This is a genomic window from Bacillus sp. z14 (2026) (assembly GCF_058313575.1).
On the sequence record NZ_JBZFQK010000002.1, the window covers coordinates 37,000 to 52,648 of the forward strand.

General features: G+C 36.1%; 14 protein-coding genes and 1 pseudogene. 13 read left to right on the forward strand and 2 right to left on the reverse strand.

Annotated elements, in window-relative coordinates:
- Positions 1-187 precede the first annotated feature (187 nt).
- The 12 genes and pseudogenes from AC4G3O_RS06105 to AC4G3O_RS06160 all read left to right on the forward strand — a co-directional run.
- A pseudogene (locus tag AC4G3O_RS06105) lies at positions 188-1,561 on the forward strand (alkaline phosphatase); the annotation flags it as partial.
- A 21-nt stretch (positions 1,562-1,582) separates the two neighbouring features.
- On the forward strand, positions 1,583-1,804 hold the full coding sequence (locus tag AC4G3O_RS06110) for an Ig-like domain-containing protein (protein WP_262366019.1): 222 nt from the start codon (positions 1,583-1,585) through the stop codon (positions 1,802-1,804).
- 585 nt (positions 1,805-2,389) lie between these two features.
- The gene (locus tag AC4G3O_RS06115; protein WP_491135961.1) at positions 2,390-3,289 is read left to right on the forward strand and encodes an EamA family transporter; all 900 of its coding nucleotides are present in this window, start codon (positions 2,390-2,392) and stop codon (positions 3,287-3,289) included.
- Positions 3,290-3,932: 643 nt separating this feature from the next.
- The gene (locus tag AC4G3O_RS06120; RefSeq protein WP_066102105.1) at positions 3,933-4,292 is read left to right on the forward strand and encodes an ArsR/SmtB family transcription factor; all 360 of its coding nucleotides are present in this window, start codon (positions 3,933-3,935) and stop codon (positions 4,290-4,292) included.
- Position 4,293: 1 nt separating this feature from the next.
- On the forward strand, positions 4,294-6,420 hold the full coding sequence (locus AC4G3O_RS06125) for a heavy metal translocating P-type ATPase (protein ID WP_139891537.1): 2,127 nt from the start codon (positions 4,294-4,296) through the stop codon (positions 6,418-6,420).
- Positions 6,421-6,523: 103 nt separating this feature from the next.
- The gene (locus tag AC4G3O_RS06130; RefSeq protein WP_066102425.1) at positions 6,524-7,108 is read left to right on the forward strand and encodes an HAD-IIIA family hydrolase; all 585 of its coding nucleotides are present in this window, start codon (positions 6,524-6,526) and stop codon (positions 7,106-7,108) included.
- Positions 7,074-7,517, forward strand: a complete 444-nt coding sequence (locus AC4G3O_RS06135; RefSeq protein ID WP_066102099.1) for a GNAT family N-acetyltransferase — start codon at positions 7,074-7,076, stop codon at positions 7,515-7,517. Before AC4G3O_RS06130 ends, AC4G3O_RS06135 begins: the two co-directional genes overlap by 35 nt.
- 39 nt (positions 7,518-7,556) lie before the next feature.
- Entirely contained in the window at positions 7,557-8,030 is a 474-nt protein-coding gene (locus tag AC4G3O_RS06140) for a methylated-DNA--[protein]-cysteine S-methyltransferase (RefSeq protein ID WP_066102096.1), read from the forward strand.
- A 123-nt stretch (positions 8,031-8,153) separates the two neighbouring features.
- Entirely contained in the window at positions 8,154-8,993 is an 840-nt protein-coding gene (locus AC4G3O_RS06145) for a MerR family transcriptional regulator (protein ID WP_066102093.1), read from the forward strand.
- 73 nt (positions 8,994-9,066) lie between these two features.
- On the forward strand, positions 9,067-10,248 hold the full coding sequence (locus AC4G3O_RS06150; protein ID WP_491135962.1) for an MFS transporter: 1,182 nt from the start codon (positions 9,067-9,069) through the stop codon (positions 10,246-10,248).
- Positions 10,249-10,592: 344 nt separating this feature from the next.
- Positions 10,593-11,081 carry a GNAT family N-acetyltransferase gene (locus tag AC4G3O_RS06155; protein ID WP_491135963.1) on the forward strand — a complete coding sequence of 163 codons (489 nt, stop codon included), beginning with the start codon at positions 10,593-10,595 and terminating at the stop codon, positions 11,079-11,081.
- Between the two features lie 1,009 nt (positions 11,082-12,090).
- Positions 12,091-12,702 carry a DedA family protein gene (locus tag AC4G3O_RS06160; protein WP_066102076.1) on the forward strand — a complete coding sequence of 204 codons (612 nt, stop codon included), beginning with the start codon at positions 12,091-12,093 and terminating at the stop codon, positions 12,700-12,702.
- Between the two features lie 49 nt (positions 12,703-12,751).
- Here AC4G3O_RS06160 and AC4G3O_RS06165 read toward each other — a convergent pair whose 3' ends face one another.
- Positions 12,752-13,690: an alpha/beta hydrolase gene (locus AC4G3O_RS06165; protein ID WP_491135964.1), complete on the reverse strand. Its 939-nt coding sequence runs from the start codon at positions 13,688-13,690 to the stop codon at positions 12,752-12,754.
- Positions 13,691-13,974: 284 nt separating this feature from the next.
- Between AC4G3O_RS06165 and AC4G3O_RS06170 the strand changes: the two genes are divergently transcribed.
- The gene (locus AC4G3O_RS06170; protein ID WP_491135965.1) at positions 13,975-15,192 is read left to right on the forward strand and encodes a BRCT domain-containing protein; all 1,218 of its coding nucleotides are present in this window, start codon (positions 13,975-13,977) and stop codon (positions 15,190-15,192) included.
- Between the two features lie 34 nt (positions 15,193-15,226).
- On the opposite strand, the gene AC4G3O_RS06175 is transcribed toward AC4G3O_RS06170, so the two are convergent.
- Positions 15,227-15,637 carry a putative ABC transporter permease gene (locus AC4G3O_RS06175; RefSeq protein ID WP_066102067.1) on the reverse strand — a complete coding sequence of 137 codons (411 nt, stop codon included), beginning with the start codon at positions 15,635-15,637 and terminating at the stop codon, positions 15,227-15,229.
- Positions 15,638-15,649 lie beyond the last annotated feature (12 nt).

Sequence of the window (15,649 nt, forward strand, 5' to 3'; positions counted from 1 at the left end):
TTAATGTTGAAAAGTGAGAAAATAGTAGGTCTTTTAACACGTTATGTCATGTAAATGTAATATTTATAAAGATACTTATGAATTTAGTAGCAAAAAATGTAAATAAAAATATATAGATAACAAATTTTATTCCAATAATTAACATGTATACTTTATGATAGTTAAACTATTTTAGGGAGTGGATGAATTGAAAGCGGTTAACAAAAAGGTTTTATCTGTATTTATAGCGCTATGTTTGCTTATTGGTTTAAGTACCGGTTTTCTATCTCTTGAAAAAAAAGAACATGCCGAAGCGGCAGGAAAGAAAAAAACAGAAGTTAAAAATATCATTTTTATGGTGGGGGATGGAATGGGAGTCCCATTTTTAGCTGCTCACAGATATATGAAAGATAATCCAAACACAAAAATAATCGAAAACACAACATTTGATTCATATTTGGTAGGCATGCAAACTACGTATGCTGATGATGAGGAACAAAACATTACTGACTCTGCTTCAGCAGCAACAGCTATGTCTTCAGGTGTTAAAACATACAATGCAGCAATCGCTGTAGATGTTCATCAAAATGAAGTTAAAACGGTCCTGGAAGAAGCTAAAGCGCTTGGGAAATCAACCGGACTTGTAGCTACATCCGAATTAACACATGCAACACCAGCATCTTTTGGAGCCCATGATATTTCCAGGCATAATATGAATCAGATTGCCGATGATTATTTTGATGAAATGATTAATGGAAAACATAAAGTGGATGTTATGTTAGGTGGCGGACTAAAGAATTTTGTACGCACTGATCGTGATCTAACAGAAGAATTCCAAAATAAAGGATATAGTTACGTTACAAATAAAAACGAAATGAGTTCGGATAAAAATAAACAGATTCTAGGGTTGTTTGCGGATGGTGGCCTTCCAAAAATGATCGATCGTACTAAAGAAATCCCATCATTAAAAGAAATGACAAATGTTGCAATAAATAAATTAAATAAAAATAAAGATGGATTTTTCTTATTGGTAGAAGGGTCGCAAATTGACTGGGCTGCGCATGATAACGATATTGTAGGTACAATGAGCGAAATGGAGGATTTTGAACAAGCATTTAAAGCTGTAATAGAATTTGCTAAAAAAGATAAGGAAACTTTGGTTGTCCTTACTTCAGACCATTCAACTGGTGGATATACTATGGGAGCAAACGGAGAATATAATTGGTTTCCTGAACCGGTCCAAAGCGCAAAAAGAACCCCAGACTTCATGGCAGCAGAAATAGCAGCCGGTAAATCTGTTGAAGAAACACTAAATAAGTATAGTGGCTTAGAACTAACGAGTGAAGAGCTAGATACGGTAGTGATAGCCGCTGAACCGATTGACGGTGTAAAAGACGTTACAAAAATTGATAATGCGATTGAGAACATTTATAATGCACGTTCAAATTCAGGTTGGACAACAAGCGGACACACTGGGGACGATGTGGCAGTCTTTGCATATGGACCTAAAAAAGATAGATTTAGTGGTTTAATAGATAACACAGACCAAGCAAAATTTATTTTTGATATTCTAGAAGAAAACAGTCCATACCTACCGCTGACAATCGAAGATGTATCCAGTAAGTCTACCAAAATAAAAGGAATGACTGCACCTGGAGCTACCATTTCTGTTAAAGTAGGAAAAGAGACAATTGGTTCTGGAAAAGCTAATGAAAATGGAGAATTTATAATTAATATCAAGAATCAAAAGGCTGGTAAAGAATTAACAGTATCAGCGAAGAATAAAGATAAAAGCAGCAAGGTTGTTAAATTACTCGTAAAATAATTACAAAAAAGACATTGCGATTTTGTGCAATGTCTTTCTTGTTTTTAGGAATGTTTTTATATTAGCGTTTAATTAGTTGGTTAAAAGAAAAATTATTAAAAGGAGAATTCTCAAAAGAAGATTAGAGTTTATATTTTACATTCAAAGAAATAGTCATTATAATCTAAATGGAATGCTAATTTTTTAAAAGCTGCAGAGCAAGTGTGTGGCAGGTGGATTTTTGAATGTTTTGTTTTCGCCACCCATCCCTTTATAAGGGGTGGGTGTTTTTTATTTTGGCCAGCTTCAGGGCCTAGGAGCTCGGGACATAAGCAAAGCCACTACGGGGATGAAACTCCCTCTGTGCCTTTGTCTTATACTCCTCGCGGGCCTACAGGATGTAGGTCATGAAGACGTTGCCACAGGACGTGGCGTTCTTAGTCTTCGTTCCTTGAGTTTTAGCTTTATATGCAATCTAGCTTCAACGGCTAGAAACTCAGGACATAAGCATAGCCTCTACGGGGGATGAACCTCCCCTTCGAGTCTCTTTCTTATGCTCCTCGTTTCTGAGCGAGCCGTTTCAGCTTTTTATTTTAGGAGGTTTTTATGGGGATTTGGAGATATGCTTTACTTGTTTTTTTAGGCGGTTGTTCGTATGGGGTGGTTTCTACTTTTGTGAAACTTGCCTATGGGGAAGGGTTCACTCAGGGTGAAATTACAGGTAGTCAGTATTTGTTGGGTGCTGTTATGCTGTGGATTGTAGCATTATTTGTACCTAAGGTTAAGTTGTCAGGTAAGCAAATAATAATTTTATTAATCAGCGGCTTCCCAATGGGACTGACGGGAATCTTTTATAATAAATCGCTGACCTATGTAGATGCATCGTTTGCCATCATTTTGCTTTTGCAATTTACATGGATTAGTTTTGTATTACAATATATTTTCGATAAAAAGGCTCCTGGTAAGAAAAATATTATTGCCACTGTGATCATTTTATTAGGATCCATTCTTGCATCAGGTATCTTGGCAAGTAATGGCGATGTTTCATTAGTGGGTATAGTTTGGGGACTCCTATCTGCGACATCATTTGCCTCTTTCATTGTAGTAAGTGGACGCAGCAATATCGAAATTCATCCTATTTATAAGAGTGCATTTATGACAACGGGGGCAGCGTTACTCATTTTAATCGTATTCCCGCCAGTATTCCTTCTAAATGGTACATTGATGGATGGCTTATTTATATATAGTATAGTTGCAGGTTTATGTGCTTCCTTAATTCCTCCTATATTCTTTAATATAGGTATGCCTAAGATAGGAAGTGGGCTCGGGACTATCTTAAGTGCTTCAGAATTGCCTATGGCTGTATTAATGTCTGCTCTTGTGCTTAATGAAGTAGTAACTGGAGCACAATGGATAGGCGTAATTATTATTTTATGCGGAATTGCTTATCCGAATATGAGGATGCGGTGGAACCGTGAAGTTCAAAATGAACCGATTGAATTGTAATATTAATTTTTTGTACAATAAAGATTTACTTAGTTCAATTTAGAGGCTGCCGACAATGTCGACAGTCTTTTTTTTTGTAGATATCGCTTAGCACGAAAACTTCCGGGACTTTAAAGCAGGAGAACTTCCTCGGTGTCGTCAATTAAAATATGGTTTCATCCTGATTGCTTAATTTAATAAAAAAAGGGAAAAAAATAATAATTAGTATAGCAATTGTTCCGCTTAAATAACCCAACCCCAATATAAAACCTCTATCTTTAAAAGATACATATTGCTTGTTTTTGCAGCTTGGACAATCCTTTCCTTCCTTAGTAAAGCCGAGTGACCAAATGTCTTTAACTTTCCACTTGAAATTACAGTGTGTACACCTTGCCAACAATCCATCAACCCCATCTCTATTCTTTGTTGGATTACAGGGAATTTCTGTATTTCATTTTACCATCAAATCAAAATTATTGGGAAAGTAGGAAGGTTAGAAAATAACCGTATAAGATTATACCTGCGAGAAAGTAAAGGAAATAGACTTTTGCTTAAATAATAAAATAACCCAAACCTTTTTCAATATTCAAACATATATTTGAATGATAAGTAGAAGGGATATATAATATAATCAAACGAAGGTTTGAATGAAGAGGGTGAAATAATGAGTAAAAAGGATACATGTGATGTATACGGGTTTGATCAAACTAAGGTTGATCGCATAAGGACAGATATACAAAGAGAAAATTTGTCCAGCGTTGCTCAATTATTCAAAGCGCTAGCTGATGAGAATAGAGCGAAAATAACGTATGCTTTATGCCAGGATGAAGAGCTATGTGTTTGTGATATAGCGAATATTATTGGTTCATCAGTTGCGACTGCTTCTCACCATCTAAGGACTCTTTATAAACAAGACATTGTTAAATATCGAAAAGAGGGCAAATTAGCTCTATATTCATTGGATGATGAACATATTAAACAAATCATCATGATTGCCTTAACGCACAAGAAAGAGGTGAAATGAAATGAATGAACATGTAAAAACAGATCAAAAAACATACCGTATTGAAGGGTTGAGTTGTGCTAATTGTGCCAATATATTTGAGAACAATGTAAAAAATCTAGATGGAGTCAAAGAAGCTAAGGTGAATTTCGGAGCATCCAAGATTTATGTGCAAGGCTCAGCTACAATTGAAGATATAGAAAAAGCGGGTGCTTTTGAGCATTTAAAAATACGAGATGAAAAAGAGAAAAAAATCGAAAAGACTCCGTTTTGGAAACAGAAAGAAACCTACAAAGTTTATATCTCAGCTATATTAATAGTGATTAGCTGGTTTTTAGGCCAGATATATGGTGAAGATCAGATAATTCCTACAATTGGATATGGAGCAGCGATTTTAATAGGTGGTTATACCCTTTTTATAAACGGCCTGAAAAATTTAGGGAAATTAACCTTTGACATGAATACCTTGATGACCATTGCCATTATTGGTGCAGCGTTGATTGGGGAGTGGAGTGAAGGAGCTACTGTAGTTGTCCTTTTTGCCATTAGTGAAGCATTGGAGCGTTATTCAATGGATAAAGCGCGACAATCGATTGAATCTTTAATGGATATTGCTCCGAAAGAAGCCTTGATTAGGCGTGGGCATCATGAAATTATGGTGGATGTCGAAAATATTGTGATCGGTGACGTCATGATTGTAAAGCCGGGACAAAAAATAGCAATGGACGGTAAAGTGATAAAAGGAACGTCAACTTTAAATCAGGCAGCCATTACGGGTGAAAGTGTTCCGGTTTTTAAAGCCATCGATGATGATGTGTATGCGGGTACATTAAATGAAGAGGGATTGCTCGAAGTAGAGGTTACAAAACGAGTAGAAGATACAACATTATCTAAAATCATTCATTTAGTAGAAGAGGCTCAAGCGGAAAAAGCTCCTTCACAAGCTTTTGTAGATAAATTTGCTAAGTATTACACCCCTGCAATCATCGTGATTGCGTTCTTAATTGCCATTGTACCTCCATTATTTTTCGGTGCGGAGTGGAGTGCTTGGATTTATCAAGGGTTGGCTGCTTTAGTGGTAGGCTGTCCATGTGCTTTGGTTGTATCTACACCGGTTGCTATTGTAACAGCCATAGGGAATGCTGCTAAAAATGGTGTTTTGATTAAAGGTGGTATTCATCTTGAAGAAGCTGGACATTTAAATGCAATAGCCTTCGATAAAACAGGTACCCTTACAAAAGGTATCCCTACTGTAACAGATTATATCGCCTTTGCTGAAAATAAAAATGAGTTATTCATGATTGCTGCTGCAATAGAAAATGGTTCACAGCATCCATTGGCCTCAGCGGTAACAAAAAAAGCTGAAGAAATGGGTCTGAGTTATAAAGATATAATCGTGGATGAATTTCAATCCATTACAGGTAAGGGAATAAAGGCTAGCGTTAATAAAGAAACGTATTATGTAGGAAGCTTGCACTTATTTGAAGATTTGTTAATGGATCAGATTAAAACAGAGCAAAGGAATCAGATTCAGTCACTTCAAACCCAAGGTAAAACGATGATGATTCTTGGTACGGAAAAAGAAATATTAGCTATCATTGCAGTGGCTGATGAAGTGAGGGAATCCTCTAAAGAGGTTATTAAGAAGCTTCATCAAATTGGAATACAAAAAACGATTATGCTCACAGGAGATAATGAAGGAACAGCAGCAGCAATTGGTCATGAAGTTGGTGTTTCAGATATAAAGGCTGACTTACTACCAGAGGATAAATTAAACTATATTAAAAATCTCCGTAAAAGTAATTTGCGTGTAGCTATGATTGGAGATGGAATTAATGATGCTCCTGCGCTGGCTGCAGCTAATCTTGGTGTTGCCATGGGCGGTGCTGGAACAGACACAGCCTTGGAAACAGCTGATATAGCTTTAATGTCTGATGATTTAAGTAAATTGCCATATACAATTAAGTTAAGTCGTAAGGCGCTGACCATCATCAAACAAAACATCACCTTCTCATTGGCAATTAAAGCGATTGCCCTATTATTAGTCATTCCAGGCTGGTTAACATTATGGATTGCTATCTTTGCTGATATGGGTGCGACGTTAATCGTGACATTAAATAGTTTAAGATTGTTGAGAGTGAAAGAATAGAGACGATGCAGGAAGCAATTTGCTTCCTGTTTTTTATATAAAAGGATTTTGTAATTGATATATAGAAATTGTAAGAAGAAGGGGATTATATATTATGAATAAGATAAATAAAATTGAAGCAGTTTTTATTGATCGAGACGGAACAATAGGTGGAGATGATACGATTCATTATCCGGGTAAATTTGAGTGTTTTCCCTTTACGCATTCTTGTATCGAGCAGATTAAAGAAAATAATATAAAAATTTTCGCATTTACAAATCAGCCAGGGATTTCTAGAGGAATGGCAACCGAGCAAGATTTTATCGATGAGTTAAAAGGCTTTGGTTTCGATAATGTTTTAATATGTCCTCATTCTCCGGAAGATGGATGTAAGTGCAGAAAGCCAGGGATAGGAATGTTATTGAAGGCTGCTTCTAAACATCTATTAAACTTAGAAAATTGCATTGTGATTGGGGATAGATGGAGTGATATGGCAGCAGCTAAACAGGCAAATTGTTTAAAAATACTTGTAAAAACGGGATCAGGACATGCAACATTATTGAAACATCAGAAAAAAATTAAGAGAATGACAATAGAGTATATTGCTGAAGATTTAAAGGATGCTGTGCAATGGATTTTCCAATCACTAATTAATCAAGAGGAGGATAAAATAGTTGGAAATTTATCAGGCCACTCTAAAGAATCGTGAAGGGGTTAGCCAATTATTTAATTCGTATCGAGAATTTTATCATCAACCAAGTGATTTTGATGGTGCAATGACTTTTATTAGTGAGCGCTTAGAAAAGAGGGATTCAATTATTTTTGTGGCTGTGAATCATAAAAGGTATGTGGGATTTATACAGCTTTACCCGTCGTTCTCCTCTATTGCCATGAAACGAACTTGGATACTTAATGATTTGTATGTTATACAAGAAGCAAGACGAGAGGGAATTGGACAGCTGTTAATGGATGCAGCTATTAACTTATGCACGGAAACGGGGGCAAAATCATTATCCCTTCAAACAGCACCTGACAATGAACAAGCGCGAAGACTGTATAAAAATAATGGTTTTACTTTAGATAATGAGTATGACTCATTTATTAGGTATTTTAGATAATAATGAACAGAATGATTAATGTAAAGGAGGATATTTTAGGTGGGGAATAAATATGCCTATTATTATACGACGCTAATAGGTAAAGTAGGAATCGCAGAAGATGGGATCGGGATTACAGATGTGTTTTTAGGTGAAAAGCCAATAAAAGCTGAGATTAAGGAAACACAGTTAATTAAAGAAACTGTTATGCAACTGGAGGAATATTTTAAAGGGGAACGGCAACAATTTTCTGTAAAACTGAATCCTCATGGTACTCCATTTCAACAGAGTGTATGGAAGGAATTATTGCAGATTCCTTATGGAGAGACAAGAAGCTATAAACAGGTGGCAGAGAGGATAGGGAATCCTAGTGCCTCTCGAGCAGTAGGAATGGCGAATAATAAGAATCCGATTTTTATTATCGTTCCCTGCCACCGTGTAATCGGTGCTACTGGAAAATTGGTCGGTTATGGGGGTGGACTTGATATAAAAGAGAAGCTTTTGGGACTGGAGTTTGAACGGATTACAAATTAAAGGTGATTCGAGCAGATCGCATTGATTCGTTTAGAATCAGTTTTATTTTGGCTTATAAACGGTCTTTGATAGTCTATAATGAAGTATATCTAATTGCATGAAAGAGACAATAAGGAGTCAGAAATGGAGAAACAATATTTTTTGATTGGTGAAGTGTCAAAGCTTACAAATACATCCGTTCAAACACTACGGTTTTACGATAAGATTGGCTTATTTAAACCTTCCTATACCGATCCTGATAACCAATACCGATATTATAGCAATACGCAGCTGTTTTATTTGGATATCATTAAATCACTGAAGCATGTCGGAGTCCCGTTGAGTGAGATAAAATCTGTATTACAGTTATCAGCGGGGGAGATGGCTGAATTTTTAGATGCGCAGGAAAGTAAAATTGAGCAGCAGCTGCGTCGGCTGGAGGATGTTAAGGCCATTCTGCGTTATAAGAAGAAGCAAATACTAAATCAACCCTCTCCTGAACAATTAGAAAAAGTGTATATAAAAAAATATGATAAACAGCGTATTCTTACTTATAATCAGGCACCTTCATCCGCCACTATCATTCCAGTAAAAGAATATGGCCATTTAATGAAAGTATTAGAAGACCATGGAACGGTATTTGACAGTGTCTATTGTGCGACGTATCCATTAAAAAAATATGATTCTATGCTTGATTGGCAATATACGTCTATCTTTACACCAGTTCTCACGGACGAGGAAATCACGGTCTCAAATAAATATATGGAGATTGGTGAATTACCTGCCGGTGAATACGTATGTATTGCCTTCCATTCAGCAGAAGGAGTATATGAATCCTCTTATGAGACGCTTTATTCTTATATTATAAACAGAAAAATACCAACTGAAAAAATCGTCTATGAGTTGTATATGCCTTTTACCGATACGGCAGTCAATGAAGATGATTTTATCGTTGAATTGAAAGTACGAATAAAATCTACTTGACCCTATAGTAACTATAGGGTTTATTTTTATTAGTAGGAATTATAAACTAGTATACAAGAAAAGGAGTAAAACGATGTCAGGCAGCAAGAATCAGAATAAAGTACTTATCCTTTTATTAAGTAATATGTTTATTGCATTTTTAGGGATTGGCCTTGTAATACCAGTTATGCCTACACTTATGCGAGAACTTAACCTCGATGGCATGATTATGGGCTACCTCGTTTCAGCGTTTGCGGTCGCACAGCTCATTTTCTCACCATTTGCAGGGAAATGGGTGGATTTATACGGACGTAAGCGTATGATTATAATCGGTATGTTTTTATTTGGCATATCAGAGTTGATATTCGGTTTGGGAGAACAGGTATGGGTACTGTTCCTGTCCAGAATTTTAGGTGGAGTTAGTGCGGCATTTATTATGCCTGCAGTAACAGCATTTATCGCAGATATTACCACAATGAAGGAACGTCCAAGAGCATTGGGGTATTTATCAGCAGCAATTAATACAGGCTTTATCATTGGACCGGGAATTGGTGGTTTCTTAGCGGATATAGGTACGCGAGTGCCTTTTTATTTCGCCGCTGGACTAGGGATTTTCGCGGGAATCTTCTCCATTTTAATGTTGAAGGAACCTGAGCGCACAGTAGAAACGAATTCTTCAAAAGAAGTACCTGGCAAGAAAGGATATCATAAGCTATTTACGATTATTTACCTTATTCCGTTCCTAATTATCTTATCATCTTCACTTGGTCTATCTACCTTTGAATCTATGTATAGCTTATTCGTTGATCAAAAATATGGCTTCACTGCTAAAGATATAGCGATGCTCATTACGGTTAGTGCCATATTAGGAGTCATCGCACAAGTATTTTTATTCGAGAGAATTACAAGAGTAATCGGGGAAATATGGCTGGTTAAGCTATGTTTACTGGTAGGAGCTGTTTTTGCGTTCCTTTTAACAAGAGCATCCGCTTATTGGAGCGTGTTGGCGGTAACGTTTATGGTATTCCTTGCTTTTGACTTAATTAGACCGGCAATAACGACTTATCTATCTCGTATAGCCGGAAAAGATCAGGGATTTGTCAGTGGTATGAACTCAGCATTCACGAGTGTTGGGAATATTATCGGACCGTCAATTGGCGGGATTTTATTTGTTATTGATCTGATCTACCCATATATTTTTGCGGCTATATTATTGGGAATTAGCTTGCTGATTTCCTTTGTATGGCGTGAAAGGACAACGGAAGTCCAGTCATAGATTGATTGTATTAGAGGCAAACCAGCTGTGTTTTTTTGCGCGGCTGGTTTTATTTTTAAAGTACTTATGGGCAATATCACTGTATTGATTTTCTTAAAACTCATTTTTCTATCTCCTTCAGCATATAATCGTGTAGTGAAGGAGGTCCGTCCAATAATCGGACAAGCATTTTTGAGGTATTATAAAGAGACATAGATAGTAATCGACGTTTCAGTTCAATCGTAAGATTAAGATATAAACTTTTTCAAACGTGATTCACAGAGAGTTTGTCCCTGAATAAAAGCTATACCCTGTCTATTAACCTGTAACCAGATTTATTAAATTCGCAAAGGAGTAAGCGATAGATGAAACTAAAAATTCGATTAGCCAAGGATTCAGAAACCATGGAGATTATCGAACTATTAAAAGGGGCTGCGTCATGGCTCAAATCTGAGGAAATTGATCAATGGTCTTATTTATTGTCCGGAGGAGAGGATCTCGATATAGAGCGTGCTATTCTCAACAATGAGACCTATGTAGCAAAGTATGAAAATAATCTGATAGGGACCTTTACTTTATCATCTGTTCAAAGTGAATGGGATCTCGATTTATGGGGGAATCAAGAGGATAGTTCCATATATTTACATCGCCTTGCTGTAAATAATGAATATAGAGGGCAGGGACTGGGGTGTGAAATAATTCGGTGGATTGAAGAGATATTTTCCGGTCGATATATGTATTTAAGACTAGATTGTGTGTCCAATAACCCCAGACTTAACCAGTTTTATCAGGATTGTAGATTCAAATTGGCTGGATCCACCGAAGAATTTAATAAATATGAAAAATGTATTTAAAAAGGTAAATCAAGAGGAAGCAGTAAAAAGGATTGATAATAAAAGATATTTAGATTTAAAAAAGTTTAAGTATCAAATGTTTGAAGAAATGGTTACGGAATATAGAAATGTTAAGTAATGAGTGAACGTATTAATAAGACATTTTTCTGGAAACTAGCCAACTAAAAAAGGACACCCAAATAGGCATCCTTTGAAAAGTTATTACTACCACGGAAATATGAGATAACACAAACATGCAATTATAGCTAAAACTAAGTTATAGAATATGTATTTATATTTTTTTTGTAGTACAGATATAATTGTTGAAATAATAGCAACTACCACTGCCATAGGAATAGTGAATAAAAATACGCCAAGAAAAAAAGTATCGATATAAACTAGAACAGTAAGTATGGCAGTGATGCTTGTCCATAGGATTGGATTTTTAAGCATAATTTAATCCTCCTCGTATAACTTGGTAATTATTATTTAAATATAATATAATATCGAAAACATTACTTCAATAGATTTTTGAAACCAATTTAAAGCTATTTCGTTATATACTACATACAATAATCTATACATAAACAGATATAGAAAAAGAAGGGCACCAATAAATAATAGGATTGAAAACATAATTATTATGCCCCCTTAACAGCAGAATCACTTCTCTTCGATATTCCATAGATGATACCGACAAGTCAGGAAAGAAAGGGAGTCAAATACGTATCGTGATTTACTCATAGGTTGCATAAATTTCCTTGGATTTATATCTGCTGAGTTGACATCCTATAATGATAATAATGATAGACACCAGCAGTAATTTGGAAATATACATCTATATGTTTTTCTTCCTAGCCTATATTATAGGAGAGGCTAAGGGCATTTATTTTACTTTCTCCTAGCTTTATGTTGATATTGTATAATGAAGATTACTATGATTGTCCAAAGAAGGAATATTATGATAGTGCTTTAAAGGTATTTCTGATTGGTCATAACACATAACTGATACATAGAAAGGATGGTCCAATTGGAGTCTTGGATAATGGACTTGATGAATCAATTTGGTTATTGGGGAGTGTTTCTCCTAATTGCTTTAGAAAATGTATTTCCTCCTATTCCGTCTGAAGTGATTTTAACGTTTGGAGGATATATGACACATGAAACTCAGTTAACGGTAGTTGGTGTCATATTGGTATCTACAATAGGTTCGGTTTCCGGTGCAATCATTTTATATTTCATTGGCCGATTGCTTGATGTCAGTCGTTTGGAAAAAATAATTGATCGGTATGGGAAGATCCTTCGTCTTACAAAAGAAGACATTTATAAGGCTGATGCCTGGTTTGATAAGTATGGTATTTGGACAGTCTTATTCTGCCGTCTAATTCCCTTAATTCGGAGCCTAATTTCTATTCCTGCAGGGATGTCCAATATGAATTTTCCATTATTCATTTTGTTTACAACAATAGGGACAGTTGTCTGGAATACCATCCTGGTCAACCTGGGAGCAAGTGTGGGAGAAAATTGGCATGAGATTGTAAACTATATGGACACTTTCTCAAATGTAATCTATGTCATACTCATTGTGCTATTTATCCTGTGTATTGTTTGGTATATTCGAAAAAGAAAAGAACGGAAGTAAACTTGAAAAGCCCTTATTCTCCAGATGAAATGGAGGACAAGGGCTTTTATTATTTGTTTGGCATATAGTACGTTAAAAATGAACTAACTTTTTCTTCATACAATGCTGGATTTATATCATAGGCATTGCCATGCTCTGCTTTCGGTACTGAATAGAGGTCTTTTTCTGATGGAGTAGCCTCATAAAGCTCTTGTACCATTTCAACTGGAACAAAGGTATCAGCTTCACCATGGATATAGAGGATGGGTAAATTTGTCTTCTTGACCTGCTCGATAGCTGAAGCTTCTCCAAAAGAGTACCCTGCCCGGATTTTTGTTAACAAACTAGTAGTTTGGATAATTGGGAAGCTTGGAAGATGATACATTCTTTTCAATTGATAGGATAGAACATCTTTGGCAGACGTATATCCGCAATCGGCAATAATTGCTTTTACTTGATTTGTCAGCTCTTCGCCGCTTGTCATTAAGACAGTAGATGCCCCCATCGAAACACCATGCAGGGCGATGTTTGAATCTTCTCCTTTACGATCGATTATATAATCAATCCATTGAAGATAATCCTTGCGCTCTGGCCAACCAAAACCAATATAATCCCCTTCGCTAGCACCATGTCCACGCGCATCCGGCATAAGCACATTATAATTTAAAGTTTCATGATAATATTTTGCGTATGCAGCCATATTCTTAGCCTTGCCTGCGTATCCATGCGCAATAATAACGGTTTGATTGGTTGGTTCATTAGCTTCCAAATAATAGCCTTTTAATTTCAGACCATCCATAGAAGTGATTGATACAGTCTCAAAGTTTGATTTGCTCATCCATGAAAGTGCCTGTTCCAGTAGAGAGTTGTCGGTTGAGACATCTAAATCTGGATTATCATCTAGAAAATCCTTATCAGAACGATAAACGGCTACTTTATAAAAGTAGAAGCTGGCTGCAGTCAGAATGGCTAGTATGAGTATGGTGATAATCGCAATCCACTTTTTCATAGTCCACATCCTTCTTCTAAGTTGTCATAACAACTATCATACATCGAAAGATGACTTTTTGGTATAAGGTTTCTTTATCTATAATTACCTCAATTATCTATAATGCAGTAAGGATTATGTACCAGTGCGCGACTGAATAAGTGGAAGACCTGTTTGAAGGAAAAAATTGAACGTTATCACAGATAGTAGATGTTAAATTTTCCATAAATAAAATGTTCAAACAACCTGTTAAAATATAGATATACAATTTACAAGTCAAATAGGATTTTATAAAGGAACTGACAATGACTCATACAGATAAATACCAACTACGACTTAAAGAATACTTAAAGCAAGCTGGCAATCCTTTGCTTATCAAATTACTCATCAATGGTTTAACAGTAGAAATGACATATCAAAATGGACTTCTTAATAAGGTAATCATGGTTGATCAAAACCATTTTGAAGTGGATGTAACTCAAGTGGTTCGAATCAGTGTAGATGTCCCTGACAAGATTTTGTTTAAGGGATTATTAAAGGTGAGGGCACATGTCATTCACACCTTCTCGGATTTTGAAAAGTTGAATCGAAATGGCCTGTATTTACATCATAAAGATTTAACGAAAAAAATACTCCAGCAGCAGATGGATTATGAGCAAAGAAAGCTAAGGGTCATTGTTTCAAATATTGTTGATATATTCGGCTTGGATAATGACAGTGGTTATAATGAGATTGAACAGGTAGAGTTTCTAAAGAATCAAGGATTTCACGTGGTCTATTATGAGCAAATTGAAAATAGTATTGAAGGAATTCATTTATTTTACGAGACTTTTATGGAGTATCACCGTCAAGAGATAGGCTATTCCGTATCAGGTCTGCAAATACTTTCTGCTGATTCACATGACTGCAACGAAGGGTTCATATTACCTTTTTCATCTGATGAAGCAATTTTAACAGTTGATGATATTTGTCCTGAGGTAATTCCATCTGGAAGGATTGAGCCTATTGTCAGAATAAAAGCGATTGATCTAGCAGGAGAACGTTATTATTCCCTTCGGATGCATGGATTCTCTTTAATCAAGTTAATGGATATTCGAATTGGCGACCAGGTTTTGATGTCGGATGTACAAACTATTATAGGGGTGGAAATAGAAAAACGGACAGGTACAGAAACTTGCTTTGTCCTACCTGAATTTTGCCCTAATTGTGGGGATAAAGTAAAGAATGATGGTGAGCAACTATATTGTACAAATAGCGATTGCAGGAAAAAACCGGTATTCAATCGAGAGCAGCATGGAATAAAAGGTAAGACTGTGGTTATAACTGGTACACTTTCAATAAGAAGATATGATTTCAGGAAATTAATTGAACAAGCTGGTGGAGTACTGGCGGGAGCGGTTACGAACCAAACAGATTACTTATTAATGGGGTCAAAAGGGGTAGGGACAGTCAAATATAGAAAGGCAAAATCTCTTAAAGTGCCTATTATAACGGAAGAACAATTTAGATTGATGATTGAATAGGTGAGGGACCAATGAAGCTCATTGGTCTCCTTTATTAATTTATGCGAAGGTTTGAGTGATTTTTCTGGAATAACCAAGAGTGTAAACGCGGATATAGGATAATTCCAGCTATTGATAAAGGCAACCATAATAGAGCATAGGGTACACAAATTTGTCCATAAAGATTAAAAGGAAGGGCACTATAATCCCATATAGATAGCTTTAGCCATATATTTAAAATAAGACCGGCGCATAGCTCTAGGAAGGTCACTAAAAGAGTACCTGCCAAAGCTTTCAGATACAGCGGGATCTTAATTAGAGTCAGGAACCCAAACAGAGTGAAGCAAATACCACCAAGCACCCCCATTGTCCAATGAGTATGTCCCCTCCATATTAGCTCTACTAACAAATAAAGAGCGCCGCCAATAATCCCGAGGTGTAAGGTTTTCATGAGAGTAAAAAACATTTGGACGCCTCC